Origin of the sequence: Citrifermentans bremense R1 (assembly GCF_000426865.1) — a bacterium.
GTDB classification, from domain to species: Bacteria; Desulfobacterota; Desulfuromonadia; order Geobacterales; family Geobacteraceae; genus Geomonas; species Geomonas bremensis.
In genome coordinates, this window is record NZ_AUGE01000005.1 from 66,666 (window position 1) to 81,230 (window position 14,565).

A 14,565-nucleotide genomic window follows, 5' to 3' on the forward strand; every position below is an offset into this window, starting at 1 on the left:
CCGTTTCATTCGGATATCCTCCTCAAATAGTTCCCGCTCGTAATCTCCCTGCACGGCTCGGACCGAGATCAGAGGTCCGAGCCTCCCCTAGTCCTAGTGGCACCCGAAGCAGGTCGACTTGAAGGCACCCTGCACGTTGAGCGTGCCGTTTCGGTGCTGCGTCGGGTTGGTGATCGTCGTCCCCTGCCCGTTCACGCTGCTCACGTCGGGGTGGCACAACTGGCACTGGTTCAGGCTCGAGGTCGGACCCTGGTTGCCGTGGTTCCGGCTGTGCCATACCCTGGCGTCCGCAGGCGGATTGCCGTGGCAGGCCGCACACTGCTGACCGGTCGCATTCCAGGCCGAGGTCCGCTGCGCACCACCGTAGTTCACCGTGATCAAATCGTAGTCATCGCTTCCCTGGTTGTAGGAGTAGTAGCTGAAGCTGCCCGCCTTCACAGCGTGGCAGGATACGTTCGAGCAGCTCTTCCCGGAATCGTACAGCGGCACAGAGCCCCCAGTGAAGCTGTACTGGGTATCGACGGCAACAGTCACGTTCGACTGGTGGTCCTTGATGGGGAGCACCATGAGGTGGCTGGCCGCCCCGCCGCTGTGGCACGGCGTGCAGTTGTTCCACCCCTCCGAAGCCTTGGCCGTCTTCGCCACGTGCGTCAGGTGCGCTCCGCCGCCGCCCGAGTAGGACTCGAAGCGTGCCCCGGACCAGTTGTTCATAGTGCCGAAGCTAAGACCGGCGCGCTTGGGCAGTGGCGGATAGCCGTGGCAGGCGTCACAGGTGCCAAAGGGCTTGAAGGCACCTCCGGCAGCGTTATGCCGATGGCAGTTCAGGCAGCCGGTGGTCGGGTGGCCGGTCTCAGGAACCCCATTGCGGAAGTGCGCGGTCACGGTGTGGCAAACCTGGCAAAGCCCGAGGTTGGTCCCCAGGTCGACCAGCCCCGTGGTGCTGTTGGTAAAGGTGATGGCGACGCCATTGATCATGGATCTGATCATGGAACGGTTGGCGCTGCCGTGGGTGTCGTGGCAGGCGACGCACCCCATGGTCTGGCCGCTCCCTTTGGCGGTGAAGTGGCTACTCATGTTGAGGAATGCCGGGCGAACCAGAGCCGCGTCGTTGTGGCAGGAGGCACACAGGGCATTTCCGGAAACGGACAGGCGGATGTAGGAACCGAACGACCCGGAGATGTGCCGGCTGTTTTGATCGTGGCAGTCGGTACACCTGCTGCTTGCGGCGTAGCGGCCATGACCGGTGTTGTCGAAGTTCGCCTGGTACGGCGCGGCTACCCCGTTCGGCAGTACCGACGGCTGCGCCGCGTGGCAGGAGGTGCAGGACAACCGGCCGCCGCTCCAGGAGGGGACGCCGCCCGGATGGCAGCCGACGCAGGCGGAACCCGCGCCGTTGATGAGATCCACCGAGCCGTTTAAGTGGGTGGCAGGATCGAAGCCGTGGCAGTTCTGGCAGACAGTCACCCCGTTACCGAGGTAGTTCCCCGGGCCATAGGCGAGGGTTACGTGGGCGCTGTGCCCACCGGTGGCCATCGGCTGCGCGCTGGCCGCGCTGCCGCCGTGGCAGGTGGTGCAGCTGTCTTTCACCTGGTAACTGGCGAAGCTGTCCGCCATGGCCTGGCTGACGGCACCCGAGGCGACGAGATTGGGGATCGCCAGGGTTGCTACCGAGTTGTCCAGCTGGGCGTTGTCGAGGTAATCGAGGGAGTCGAGCAGCAGTTGCTGCGTATACCTCGGGTTGTGGGCGTAGGCCCCTGGCTCGCTGGCCAGTAGCACGTAGTTGAAGGCGGCCCCCATGGTGTTGGCCCCGTTCTCTGCGGAGCCCCAGTTGGTGGTGCTGAAACCGGCAGTCGGGGAGGTCGTACCGAAGCCTTTGGCGGCAAGCTGCGCCTTGAGGATCTCCAGCCCGTTCAGGAGGGCGGCGCGCTCAGCGGCAAGCCCCGCCTCGCTAAGGGAGCTACCGTGGCAGCCGGCACAGACCGGCAGCGCCCCGGTGACGAAGGTGTGGCCGTTGCTGGCGTTCTTGTGGCAGGCGACACAGGGGCCGCTCGCGTCGCTTAGGCCGAGCCTGGTGTGGGTAGACTCGCCGCTGTAGCTGCGCCCCGGGAAGTGGTACCCACCCTTGGCGTAGCTGGTGCCGCCCACCGCCATGAAGTGCGGATCGATGAACTTGAGGTTGCCGAAATCGGCGAAGTTATCGCGCCGGACCGCGATGCTCTGCCCGTTGTTGGTGCCGCTGTGGCAGCCAAGGCAGATGTTCGACTTGCCGAGGTTCGGGTTCTGGTAACCGGGGTCCTCGGCATAGGGGCGCACCGGAGTGACCGAGCGCAGGATCCCGTTGCTGATGTCGCTGTGGCAGCCGACACAGTTCAGCACCTCCTTGGTCTTGTCGGCCGCGCTTCCCCAGGCTGCGGTAACCTTGGCGCTGGACCAGGCCACAAAGCCGGTTGTGGTGTGGCACTGCACGCAGCCCGCCTTGGTCTTGAAGTCCTCCCCTTTCCAGGGAGCATCAGCGACTGCGGCGTGTGCCGAGCGCGCCCACTGCTGACGCACCGCGAGGTTTGAGCTGCTGTCGGCATGGCAGTTGGAGCAGTTGGAGCGCGAGGTCACGTAGGAGGCCGGGTAGCCGGCGGCGGTCATGGTGTTGAAGTGCACGGGGGTCGCCCCTGCGGCACTTCCTGCGGTACTGTGCGGGTTATGGCAGGCGATGCAGGGATTGGCGCCGATGGCAAACGGGTGGTTGGCGACGTTGCCATTGGAGTCGCGGTGGCAGCCGTTGCAGACGCTGTCGGCGACGTCAGGCCGGTGGCCGCCCCCCGTGTGGCAGGTCGAGCAGGTCAGGCCGCTGGCATTGTGGGGCGAGCCGGAAAATGCCGTGACGATCGAGGTCGGGTGGCAGGTGGCGCAAAAATTGGATCCGACGGTCCCGGCACTTGCGTAGGCGATCGTGAACGTGGAACTGTTCACCGTGTTGGTGTTGACCGGCGTCGGCATCGCCGAATTGGTGTGACAGGTTATGCAGTGTATCCCGGCCGTCTTGTGCGATCCGGTCGACCACAAAGAGAACGCCGTGGAAGGGTACAACCCCTGCGAGCTGTGGCAGCCGTTGCAACTGGTGCGCATGTAGCCGGTTACCGAGTTGGTGACGGTGATCTGTACCGTGTCGGAGGCAAGCGTCTTGGTCCCCGCCATCTCCGCCAGTTGCAGAACGTAGGTACCCGGAACGACGGGGATGAAGGAGGGGGTCAGGGTGTTCCAGGCGCTTGTGTCGACGGTGGCGGGACCGCTTACAAAGCTCCAGGCGAGGGTGCCGCTTCCGGTGAGGGTACCGGTCAGGTTGACCACCTGGTTGGTCTGCGCTACCTGGTCCACGCCGGCATTGACGGTGGCCTGCATGAACGTTGCGGTCACCGTTCGCGGCGCGGTGACGTTGGCGACGGTGATCTTGACGGCACCACCGTAGGGGTAGCTGACAGGACTTCCGTAGATATCGGCCACGGTGCCGCCGGTCACCCCCATGAGGTAGCAGTTGGTATAGGTTGGCGTTGCCGTCAGAACAGCCGAGTTGTTATAGGAGACCAGTACGGAGGTGGCAGAGATGCTGCCGGGCCCTATGGCGGAGGCAGTTACCTGGTACTGCCTCGCGATGAAACCGGCCACCAGGGATTGCGTGGTGCCGTTTGCCTTGTTGAAGGTCGTCGCATACTGGCTGGTGTAGTTGCCGAGAGGCACCGCAGTGCCGCTCTTGGTCAGGGCGGAGATCTTGTATCCCACATTCGCCGAGACCGTCACCGGCACGTTGGCGCTGGTGGTGAAGTTGGTGTACACGACACTGCCGGCAGTGGTCTGGGTGGCATTGTTGCGTACCTTGAGCGTTCCACCCGTCGTACTCAGCTTCGTCTGCAACTGCCATGTGGTCGCGGCCCAAGCATACAGACCCCCCGCCGTCAGCAAGCAGACGAGAACAGATAGTACTCTCTTCAACATAAAGCCCCCCTTGTCTTTAGTAAAAGACGGTCAGCGGCGACTTTCCGCTGAACGCGGTGCCATCTTGAAACATTTCCCGAACCATCCGTACAACAACTCTTAACGCTGCGCTGCAGTTGTCAGGGGCATAGTCGGGCTCCTGTCACAAAGCAGCTGATAAGCTCAATCCAATGAGCACAGAGCGACATTAGCGACCACAGGTACCTGTTTCCCAGACGAGGACTCACTCAAATACAAAGACTTAGAGTTAATCTACCTCTCATTACAAGATTTGGTCCAAAATACTACAATGAATATAATTTTAAAAAAACTCTTCTAAAATAGCTGGATGAGGGAGTCGGCAGACTGAAGACAAGTGACACTGCCAGTGGGACCTGTCTTTTGGCGGGAGCAACCGCGAATTCACTAATGCGAAACATATTGCTGGCGATGCTGTGCCGGCGTAAGCTTCACAGGTTCAGTGCGATGCCCGATATTGCCCCACCCGATCATAGCTTCAACCTTGTTCATCTGCCGTAGATGAATAGATACACACTAACCTGTTTTAAAAAAACATGCCTACTACTGACAGCAGTACCCTTCTGAGAGTGTAGTTATAATTGTGACTGCCACTGATGGGATTTGAGATAGGGAAAATGGGGTGCAAGTGCACTTGAGGGAAGGACTGGTGAACCTGATGGGACACGCCAGCAAGCAGATGATCTACGAGCTGTACGGGCGCTACGTGGAGGGGCTGGAACAGGACCGCTTGAAGATTCTCGCCTACTTCGGGCGGGACTTCAAAAAGGGCAGATAAGCGAAAGCCCCGGCTGCATGCGGAAGTTCATGCGAAAGCCGGGGCTTAAAGAAAAGAATCCGTAAGGATTCCTTGTAGATAGATGGAGCGGGAAACGGGATTCGAACCCGCGACTTCAACCTTGGCAAGGTTGCACTCTACCACTGAGTTATTCCCGCTCAATGGAGATCCTGTTTATAGCAAAGACGCCTCCCGCAGTCAACCTCTTTTTTTTAATGACAAAGAAAATTTCCGGCCCGCACCAGCGCCAAATGTCGTATCATATCGCGCACTACTGGCTATACTCTCCATCATGAGAAAAACGGACAAAATACGCAGCCAAATAGCGTGCGAGGCCGCGAGGCTCATGTACGAGGACGGGGTGAGGGAGTACCGCGATGCCAAGAGGAAGGCGGCCAAGCGCTTCGGGCCGGAAAAGGCGCTTTCCCTCGGATCGCACCTGCCGACGAACGCGGAGATCCACGAGGAGCTGGCCAGGCTCATCGCCGCCAACGAGGAGGATGTCCTTCCGGAACGCCTGCTGCGGCTGAGGCAGACAGCCCTCTCCTACCTCGACCTATTCACCGACTTCTCTCCTTACCTGGTGGGGTCGGTCCTGTCGGGAGCCGTGACCAGCAAAAGCGACATCGACATCCACCTCTTCACCGATTCCACAGAGGCGGTGGAGACTCTACTTGAGGAGCGCGGCATCGCATTCCAGACCGAAACGGTACCGGTCAGGAAGCATGGCGTCATCAAGGATTACACCCACATCTACCTTGAAGACGACGGGGTGGTGATAGAGTGCTCCGTCTACCCCGCAGACGAGCGGCGCAACCGCACCGTAAGCAGCATCACCGGAAGACCGATGGAACGGGCCGGCGCCTTCCGGCTGAAAAAGATCATCGCCCAGTCGCTGGGCGAAGAGGAGCGATAATGGAAAACCGCAAGGCAGAACTGATCGAGACGCTGCTCCCCAAAGACACCAATTCCTACGGCAACATCTTCGGCGGCGTCATCATGAGCATCATGGACAAAACGGCTGGGGTGGTCTGCTGGCGCTACGCCAGGAAAAGGGTCGTCACCGCCTGCGCCCACCGCATCGACTTCTACACCCCGATAAACGTCGGGGAAGTGGTCTATTCGAGAGCGACCATCATCCATGTCGGGCGATCTTCAATGGAGGTCGAACTGGAAGTGGAGGTGGAAAACGTCACCGACGGCTCCACGCGCCGTGCCGCAAGCGGCCTTTTCACCATGGTGGCAGTCGACGAAAACTGGCACACCTCCCCGGTGCCGCAGTGGCAACCGGTGACCGAGGAGGAGATCGAGAAATGGCGGGAAGTAGAGAAGAGGAGAAAGGGTGCGTGACGCGGAGGCTCTTACTGCTTTGCGCGCTCGCCTTACTGGCGGGGTGCGAATCGCTGAACGATACGCTGGTGAGGCAGATGTACATCGATCACGGGGTGAGCCGCGAAGTCGGAGACCAGATCAGGGAGGGGCTGGAACGGCGACAAAAGGCTCCTGCCGCGAAACTGCCGAGGAAACCTGCACCGCCATTTCTCGACCTGGGCTAGATCCTGCAACTCCTGCAACTCCTGCAACTCCTGCAACTCCTGCAACTCCTGCAACTCCTGCAACTCCTGCCACGAACCCACCTTGTCTCTCAACAGTTTCTATCTTTGAAATGGTCAGAGCGGGAAAGGACCGGGCTTTTTCGGGATGGAAGCAACGTCCAGGTGAGATACCCCCCACTGCAGCATCTCCGCCGGAGGGGCTTTTTCCAAGGCGACCGGGGGGGACTGCCCCAAGAACCTGAGCGCACCTGCCAAAAGCTTCCCCCCCTCTTTCGACAGGTCGCGACCGTGCGCCAGAGAAACGGCGTGGTCCCGCTTGCTCAGTTTCGCACCGTCGGGGCCGGTCACCAGCGGCAGATGCCAGTAGCTGGGCGTCGAGTAGTTGAACAGCCTCTGCAGGTAGATCTGGCGCGGCGTCGAACTGAGAAGGTCCGCACCTCGCACCACCTGGTTCACCCCGGCGGCCGCATCATCGACTACAACAGCCAAATGGTAGGCGTAAGGGCCGTCGGCGCGATGAATGACGAAGTCGCCGCAAGAAGCCGTCAGATGCTGGCCGTAGAGCCCCATGATTCCGTCCTGGAAGGAGATAACCTCGTCGTACACCTTCACCCTGAGCGCCCTCTCCACCTTATCAGGCGGCACCCCCTCGCGGCATAGCCCCGGATATACCAGCCCATCCTCATGCGGCGCGGAGGCTATTTGTGCTATCTCGCTCCTGGTACAGCCGCAGGGATATGCCAGCCTCCGCCGCACCAGTTCGTCGGCGGCCTCACGGTAATAATCGGTGCGCCTGCTTTGGTAGAAGACCTCGCCATCCCACTGGAAGCCGAGCGTTTCCAGCGTCGAGAGCATGTCGGCGGCAATACCCGGAACCACCCGCGGCAGGTCCAGGTCCTCCATGCGAAGGAACCACAGCCCACCCGCTTGTCTCGCCAGGATGTAGCTTCCCACTGCAGCGACCAGCGAGCCGACATGCAGCGGCCCGGTGGGAGAGGGAGCGAAACGCCCGATGACCGGGGTATTTTCGGATGCACTGTTTCTCATACTGATGAAAACCTTTGGACACGGAGAACTTCTGAAGAATCGTGGGCTAACCCCGAGTTCTCAGATTCTCTCCGTGGCACAGGTTTGCCTTCCCGGTTTAGAGGAAGGAACAGATGTAGTCGGAAACGGCGGTAACGTTGACCTTGAAGCTGGCGTTTTCGGGCACTTCGAACGCCTCTCCACCCTTGATGGCGACCGGGTCGGGAGAACCGGGCAAAACCACCGTCATCTCGCCGGAAAGGATCTCCATGAGCTCCGCGGAGCCGGTGTTGAAGGTGTATTCGCCCGGGAGCATCACCCCCAAGGTCTTGCGCGACCCGTCAGGGAATATGACGGTGCGGCTGGTCACCTTGCCCTCGAAATAGATGTTGGCCTCTTTTACCACACTTACGTTGTTGAATTCGGACACTGCACACCTCCTGATTTTGATTAAAGTTCTACTTGTTCCAATCCCCGGACTCCCACCGCTCCAACGCAGCCTGCGCCCTGAATCCTGTCAGCCCGGGCAGGGCCGAAAGCCGCACCAGTACCTCCCGGCAGCGGTCGGGCTCTTCGCGCATGGCGTACACGGCAGCCATGCCGGCAACCCTGACGTCTTCGTTATCCAGCAGCGTGAGAAAAAGGTCCAAGGCCCCTTCGCGCAGCACTGCAGCGTAAAACCTGTCCAGGTCCTCCACCTGCGCAGCGGAGACCTCTTCCTGCAGATTTTCCATGGCCTCGGCATGCCTGATCGCAGCTTTGCAGAACCACTCGATAAGTTTGGCGGCCTTCGCTTCTCGCAGCACCTGCTGCCTCCTCGCACTTTGCTCCTGTCCCCGTGGTGAGCCTGGAAATTCCGCACCTTAGCAGTTTTTGGGGACCCCTTCAACCTAAATGAGTAAGGACACTTGTTGTGGCGGCACACAAAGGTAAATCGCCAAGGGCGAAGTCGCCAATGAACAAAAAAACCGCGATTGCTCGCGGCCATTTTCTCCTAATTCCGGCTGCCTACGGCTTCAGCTACGATGCATCGACCGGAACAGACCGAGAGCGCCAAAGCCCGCGCCCAGCAGAAGCAAAGTGGAGGGCTCAGGAACCGCGGCAGGCGCTACCGCGGAGAAATCAGCCTTGGCCGATCCTTCCGTGAGACCAGGGGCGTTAGCGGTCACGAAGAAGGTAAAGGTATGGGTCCCGGCCGTAAGGGCCAGATCATCGAACACGCCGTGGAAATAGCCGGAACCGTCGTGGAAGGTCGAAGTCCACCCGGTGAGCAGGCCGTCAAAGTAGAAAGCGAATTCATCTCCTACAGCATACTCATCGAACGCAGTAACGAGGGGCATGACGCAGTCGCTGCTCGTTGAGATGCTCCAATCGGAACTCCACCACTCGTCTTCGTTGGGCGTGGTGATAAAACCGATCGGTCCGATGCCGTCAAACCAGGCAAACTCGCCGCTCCATCCCAATGCGGGGTCAATGACGACGGTGGCCTGGCAGGGAAGGGCTGAAACAGTCAAAAAGGAAGAGAACGCGAGTGCAGCAAGAAATTTTCTCGACATGAGACACCTCCCGGATTGAGCTACCTCCTGATGTGTAAGCCGCACGTGAACTCCCCAACCGCTCCAATGGTTCCCGATACGTATCTACAAGTTAGGCCATTGCAATTATCGAGTCAATTCTTTCCACGCGCCCCGGTGCCCCACCTCGATAGCCGCTATCGCGGACCACAAATAGGAAAAGGCGGGGTTTCCCCCGCCTTTCTATGCTGCCTTTATGCCTGAAGCTATTAAATGTCGAAGTACAGTGCGAACTCGAGCGGTACCGGACGCATACGGACCGGGTTGACTTCGGCTTCGGTCTTGTACTCGATCCACTTCTCGACGACGTCCGGGGTGAAGACGTCACCTTTGTAGAGGAACTCGTTGTCCTCGGTCAGCGCCTTGAGAGCCTCCTCGAGGGAGCCCGGTGCCGACGGGATGGTGGCGAGTTCTTCCGGGGACAGGCCGTAGATGTCCTTGTCCAGCGGCTGGCCCGGATCGATCTTGTTCTCGATGCCGTCGAGGCCTGCCATCAGCAGAGCTGCGAAGGCGAGGTAGCCGTTGCAGGACGGGTCCGGAGTACGGTACTCGATCCTCTTCGCCTTGGGGTTCGAGGAGAACATCGGGATACGGAGCGCAGCCGAACGGTTACGGCTGGAGTACGCCATGTTCACCGGAGCCTCGAAGCCCGGCACCAGACGTTTGTAGGAGTTGGTGGTCGGGTTGGTGAAGGCGCAGAGGGCACGGGCGTGCTTGATGATGCCGCCGATGTACCAGAGAGCCATCTGGGAAAGCCCGCCGTATTTGTCGCCGGCGAAGAGGTTGGTGCCGTCCTTCCAGAGGGACATGTGGCAGTGCATGCCGGAACCGTTGTCGCCGTAAAGCGGCTTCGGCATGAAGGTTACGGTCTTGCCGTTGCGGTTTGCCACGTTCTTGATGACGTACTTGAACCACTGCAGCTGATCGGCGATGTCGACCAGCGAGGAGAAGCGCATGTCGATCTCTGCCTGGCCGCCGGTAGCGACCTCGTGGTGCTGGCACTCGACGCGGATGCCGACTTTCTGCAGTTCCAGGACCATCTCGTTGCGGAGGTCGTTCTGGGAGTCGGTCGGGGCAACCGGGAAGTAGCCTTCTTTGTGGCGCGGCTTGTAGCCGAGGTTCGGGAACTCTTCGCGGCCGGTGTTCCATGCGCCTTCGACGGAGTCAACGGCGTAGAAGGAGGAGTTGGCGGTGGAGTCGTAACGGACGTCGTCGAAGATGAAGAATTCCGCTTCCGGTCCGAAGTATGCGGTGTCGGCAAGGCCGGTCGACTTCAGGTAGTTCTCGGCTTTCTTGGCGATGTTACGCGGGTCGCGGGTGTAGTCTTCTTTGGTGATCGGGTCGAAGATGTCGCAGATAAGCGAAAGAGTGGGAATTGCGGTGAACGGGTCCATCTTCGCGGTCTTCGGGTCCGGAATGATGATCATGTCGGAGGCATGGATCGGCTGCCACCCACGGATGGAGGAGCCGTCAAAGCCCTGCCCTTCTTCGAAGGTGTCCTCGCCGAACTCGCTCATCGGCACGGTGAAGTGCTGCCAGATGCCGACGAAGTCCATGAATTTGAAATCGACCATAAGTACGCCGTTTTCTTTTGCAAACTCCACTACTTGTTTAGGTGTCATCTACAATCTCCTTTCAAATTAAGTAAAAACCAGTGCCGATTAGAGAGCGTCCTCGCCCCTCTCACCGGTCCTGATCCGAACTACTTCCTCCACTGGAGTCACGAAGATCTTGCCGTCGCCGATCCGGCCGGTCTTGGCAGCCTGCTCGATGGCGTCGACAACCTTGCCGACAACTTCGTCAGATACGATGATTTCCATCTTGATCTTGGGAATGAAATCGACCACGTACTCCGCGCCGCGGTAAAGCTCGGTGTGCCCTTTCTGGCGACCGAAACCTTTCACTTCACCGATGGTGATCCCCTGGATGCCGATCTCATTGAGTGCTTCTTTCACTTCATCAAGCTTGAAAGGTTTTATGATTGCTTCGACTTTTTTCAAGGCAGTTATCCTCCGCTTGTTGTTCAGTGCGCCGCGAATTATAAATAGCTTGCCATTGATTTGCAAGGTTATAAATCCCGGACTGATGGTTTGCTCAGCAGCAGGTTGCCGAACTCTTGTTGGTCAACTTATATTAGAACAATCCTGAACTGATCGTGCCTTGACTGTGGCGTAGCTATAAATAGGAGCCCCCGGCAGGAGGCTCCTATTTAGGCAGATAAAGATCCAGGGATTACAGGACGAAAAGCATCTCCCTGTAGGTCGGCAGAGGCCAGTATTTGGCACCTATGATTTTTTCCAGCGCATCGCCAGTGGCGCGCAGTTCAAGCATTTTGGTAAACACGCTTTCCCTGAATGCAGCGGCCTGCTTCTCGGCATCGGCGATGTTCAGCGCGTTCTCAAGCGCCTTCTCCAGCGCTTTGGTATTGGCGCTCATCAAAGCCAGTTTCTCGCAGAGTTCATCCAACAATTCCTTCTGTGTCGAGACGTCCAGCTTGCTGGATACAGCGGCGACCGCATTGACAGAGTTTGCCACCGTTGTCGCATACTCGATGGCGGTAGGGATTATGCTTTGGTTGGCCATGTCGATCATGGTCAGCGCTTCGATGTTCAGGGTCTTGACGTACTGCTCGACCATGATTTCGTAACGTGCATGGACTTCCTTTTCGTTGAAGACATTGTGAGCAGTGAACGCCTTGACCGCTTCCTTGGAGACCAGTTCCTTGAGTGCGTCAGGAGTGTTGGGAATGTTCGGCAGGCCACGTTTTGCTGCTTCCTGAACCCACTCGTCGGAGTAGTTGTTGCCGTTAAAGATCACACGCTGGTGTTTTTTAGCGGTTTCCTGAAGCAGCTTGTCGAGGTCGGCGTCGAAGTCGGTGGATTTCTCCAGCACGTCGGCAAACTCTTTCAGCGCCTCGGCAATGATGGTGTTGATGATGATGTTGGGGCCCGAAATGGAGAAGGAAGAACCGAGCATCCTGAATTCGAATTTGTTGCCGGTAAAGGCGAAAGGGGAGGTCCTGTTCCTGTCGGTGGCGTCCTTGGGCAGCGAGGGAAGGGTATTTACGCCGATGTCCATGAGACCGCTCATGGAGGACGATTTCGCTATGCCTGCAACGATCTGGTCGATGATATTGGCAAGCTGCTCGCCGAGGAAAACCGAAATGATCGCCGGAGGTGCTTCATTGGCGCCCAGGCGATGGTCATTGCCGGCATTGGCGCAGGAGCAGCGCAGCAGCCCGGCATAGGTGTCCACAGCCTTGATGGTAGCCATGAGGAAGGTCAGGAACTGGGCGTTCTCATGGGGGGTGTGGCCGGGCTCCAGCAGGTTCTGGCCGTCGTTGGAACTCATGGACCAGTTGTTGTGCTTTCCGGAACCATTGACGCCGGCAAAGGGTTTCTCGTGCAGCAGGCAGACCATGTCGTGTCTGAGGGCGACCCGCTTGAGAACTTCCATGACCATCTGGTTGTGGTCGGTGGCGATGTTGGTGTTTTCGAAAATCGGTGCTAGTTCAAACTGTCCGGGTGCTACTTCGTTGTGCTGGGTTTTGGCAGTAACGCCCAGTTTCCACAGTTCCTCGTTCACTTCCTTCATGTACGACAGCACTCTTTCCTTGATACTGCCGAAGTAGTGGTCTTCCATTTCCTGCCCTTTTGTGGACATGGCGCCGAAAAGGGTTCTGCCTGCCATCATCAGGTCGGGTCTTTTCAGGTAGAAAGACTTGTCCACCAGGAAGTATTCCTGCTCGGCTCCGACAGTCGAGGTTACCCTGGTGACACTGGTGTTTCCGAACAGCTTGAGAACACGCACGGCCTGCGTGGAAAGCGCTTCCATGGAACGAAGCAGAGGAACCTTCTTGTCCAGCGCCTCACCGGTGTAGGAGCAGAAGGCGGTAGGGATGCAGAGAGTGATGACGTCAGCCTCTTCTCTCAGGAAGGCAGGCGAGGTGCAGTCCCAGGCTGTGTATCCCCTGGCTTCGAAGGTTGCCCTCAGGCCGCCGCTGGGGAAAGAGGACGCATCCGGCTCACCCTTGACCAGTTCTTTACCGGAGAATTCAAGCAGTACCCCGCCATCCGTCGGCGAAATGAAAGAGTCATGTTTCTCCGCGGTAATGCCGGTCATCGGCTGGAACCAATGGGTAAAATGTGTTGCGCCTCTTTCAACGGCCCACTCTTTCATTGCCGATGCGACAACATCTGCGATGGAGGGATCAAGCGGCAGACCTTCGTCAATGGTCTTCTTCAGGTTCTTGAAAACACCTTTCGGCAACCTATCTCTCATAACAGACTGGTTAAATACGTTTTGCCCAAACATCTCCACGGTACAGCCTCCTTTTTATGCAGCGGTGTCTAAAAAATAAGCACTATGATTGTCGAAGCAACGGGGTTCCAAGTATTTACAGGATCATTGCGCTAAACATCCAATATGTAGCAAGAGAAATGCCCAGTACGACACACAGCCGATTAATCTTTCCACACCGGGAAAAGCCCTCCGGCACGACCGCCGGCGCAGTCAATGCCTGGTCCGCCGGATAGCAGGTGCCTGTCCCCTTGATGCTGTCCCCCTTATTGTTTAAGAGCGGCGCCTGCTAGGTAAATGAGCAGCGAGCCGCCCCCCCAGTCGCCTCTTGCCAAGCGCCGGCCGTCATACTATAGTACGGGCGGCTTTAGGGATCAGGGAGCCCGGATTTTGGGCGAAGGATTGATGGTGAAGAAACTGGAAATCGCACTACGGTGGAAGAAAGCATCACAGCTTGCGCGTACACTCCTGCCTGCAGCGGTGCTTTGCGCGCTCTTCGTCTCGCCGGCGCAGGCCGACTTTTTCCGTTACACGGGGGAGGACGGGGTGGAAACCTTCACCAACACCCCGACCAGCGGGGGCGCGGTCAGGGTTCTGCGCGAGGGGAAGCCAAAAAGGACGGCGAAGATCCAACCGGAGGCGCTCAAGAGCGAGCCGGGTTTTACCGAGAAAGACCCCCGGATGCCGGTCCAGGGGGTCGTCACCTCCAGGGTCGGGCTGCGCCACGACCCGATCGACGGCGGCATGAAACATCATAACGGAGTCGACATAGCGGTCCCGACCGGCACCAGGGTTAAGGCGATCGCGGCCGGCAGGGTGGTCGAGAGTGCTGCGCGCGGCGGATATGGCAATCTGGTGACCATCGAGCATGAAGGAGGGATGGTTTCCCTGTACGGGCACAATGCACAACTGGAGGTAAAGATCGGGGACCGGGTAGAGGCGGGGCAGACGGTCGCGCTCTCCGGCTCCACCGGGAGATCCACAGGACCGCACCTGCACTTCGAGCTCTGGAAGGACGGGTTAAACGTGACGCAGGCCTACTTGGAGAACGGGATGGGAATTCCGGAGGTGCCGGAAAGCATCAGGAGCTACCTGTCGAAAGACGGCTCGCTCGTTTTCACCAACATGAGGTGAACCAAAAGCAATTGACAATTGACAATTGACGATTGACAACTAAACCACTACTCCATTCATTTCCAGCTCCCAACTCATCCAACTCACAATCAACAAGCCAGAACCAATTGTTAATTGGCAACTAGACAGTTGACAACTAACCACTGCTCCCTTCATTTTCAACTCACAACACATATTGCAACGACAGTCCAGG

Annotated in this window: 13 protein-coding genes and 1 tRNA gene; 5 read left to right on the plus strand and 9 right to left on the minus strand. The window is 58.6% G+C overall.

Translation table 11 applies throughout. The features are described from left to right. Window positions 1-93: 93 nt before the first annotated feature. Window positions 94-3,987 carry a multiheme c-type cytochrome gene (locus K419_RS0104870; RefSeq protein ID WP_026840602.1) on the minus strand — a complete coding sequence of 1,298 codons (3,894 nt, stop codon included), beginning with the start codon at window positions 3,985-3,987 and terminating at the stop codon, window positions 94-96. A 640-nt stretch (window positions 3,988-4,627) separates the two neighbouring features. On the opposite strand from K419_RS0104870, the gene K419_RS23450 reads away from it, so the two are divergent. Continuing rightward, window positions 4,628-4,783, plus strand: coding sequence for a hypothetical protein (locus K419_RS23450; RefSeq protein ID WP_156912175.1), 156 nt, complete (start codon window positions 4,628-4,630; stop codon window positions 4,781-4,783). 83 nt (window positions 4,784-4,866) lie between these two features. Here K419_RS23450 and K419_RS0104880 read toward each other — a convergent pair. Then, window positions 4,867-4,941 (minus strand) — tRNA-Gly (locus tag K419_RS0104880). Window positions 4,942-5,075: 134 nt separating this feature from the next. Here K419_RS0104880 and K419_RS0104885 point away from each other — a divergent pair. The 3 genes from K419_RS0104885 to K419_RS23020 are packed head-to-tail and all read left to right on the plus strand — an operon-like array spanning window position 5,076 to window position 6,339. Continuing rightward, the gene (locus K419_RS0104885; RefSeq protein WP_026840603.1) at window positions 5,076-5,699 is read left to right on the plus strand and encodes a nucleotidyltransferase domain-containing protein; all 624 of its coding nucleotides are present in this window, start codon (window positions 5,076-5,078) and stop codon (window positions 5,697-5,699) included. Beyond that, window positions 5,699-6,133, plus strand: a complete 435-nt coding sequence (locus tag K419_RS0104890) for an acyl-CoA thioesterase (protein WP_026840604.1) — start codon at window positions 5,699-5,701, stop codon at window positions 6,131-6,133. The genes K419_RS0104885 and K419_RS0104890 overlap by 1 nt, the downstream gene beginning before the upstream one ends. Continuing rightward, on the plus strand, window positions 6,097-6,339 hold the full coding sequence (locus K419_RS23020; protein ID WP_226377622.1) for a hypothetical protein: 243 nt from the start codon (window positions 6,097-6,099) through the stop codon (window positions 6,337-6,339). The genes K419_RS0104890 and K419_RS23020 overlap by 37 nt, the downstream gene beginning before the upstream one ends. A 114-nt stretch (window positions 6,340-6,453) precedes the next feature. Here the strand turns inward: K419_RS23020 and gluQRS are convergent, their stop codons facing one another. The 7 genes from gluQRS to K419_RS0104930 form a co-directional block, all read right to left on the minus strand. Beyond that, window positions 6,454-7,386, minus strand: coding sequence for a tRNA glutamyl-Q(34) synthetase GluQRS (gluQRS, locus tag K419_RS0104900; protein ID WP_026840606.1), 933 nt, complete (start codon window positions 7,384-7,386; stop codon window positions 6,454-6,456). A 97-nt stretch (window positions 7,387-7,483) separates the two neighbouring features. Continuing rightward, window positions 7,484-7,795 carry a pyrimidine/purine nucleoside phosphorylase gene (ppnP, locus tag K419_RS0104905; protein WP_026840607.1) on the minus strand — a complete coding sequence of 104 codons (312 nt, stop codon included), beginning with the start codon at window positions 7,793-7,795 and terminating at the stop codon, window positions 7,484-7,486. A gap of 28 nt (window positions 7,796-7,823) precedes the next feature. Beyond that, the gene (locus tag K419_RS0104910; protein WP_026840608.1) at window positions 7,824-8,171 is read right to left on the minus strand and encodes a hypothetical protein; all 348 of its coding nucleotides are present in this window, start codon (window positions 8,169-8,171) and stop codon (window positions 7,824-7,826) included. Between the two features lie 210 nt (window positions 8,172-8,381). Continuing rightward, window positions 8,382-8,921 carry a PEP-CTERM sorting domain-containing protein gene (locus K419_RS0104915; RefSeq protein WP_026840609.1) on the minus strand — a complete coding sequence of 180 codons (540 nt, stop codon included), beginning with the start codon at window positions 8,919-8,921 and terminating at the stop codon, window positions 8,382-8,384. Window positions 8,922-9,148: 227 nt separating this feature from the next. Further along, on the minus strand, window positions 9,149-10,561 hold the full coding sequence (gene glnA, locus K419_RS0104920; protein ID WP_026840610.1) for a type I glutamate--ammonia ligase: 1,413 nt from the start codon (window positions 10,559-10,561) through the stop codon (window positions 9,149-9,151). A 39-nt stretch (window positions 10,562-10,600) separates the two neighbouring features. Continuing rightward, a complete protein-coding gene (locus K419_RS0104925; protein ID WP_012531513.1) occupies window positions 10,601-10,939 on the minus strand; it encodes a P-II family nitrogen regulator in 339 nt (112 codons plus the stop codon). Window positions 10,940-11,171: 232 nt separating this feature from the next. Then, complete coding sequence (locus K419_RS0104930) at window positions 11,172-13,253, minus strand: glutamine synthetase III family protein (protein WP_226377640.1); 2,082 nt, start codon at window positions 13,251-13,253, stop codon at window positions 11,172-11,174. 375 nt (window positions 13,254-13,628) lie between these two features. Between K419_RS0104930 and K419_RS0104935 the strand changes: the two genes are divergently transcribed. Continuing rightward, window positions 13,629-14,372 (plus strand): peptidoglycan DD-metalloendopeptidase family protein, encoded by a 744-nt coding sequence (locus K419_RS0104935; protein ID WP_226377623.1) that lies wholly within the window; start codon window positions 13,629-13,631, stop codon window positions 14,370-14,372. Window positions 14,373-14,565: the final 193 nt, after the last annotated feature.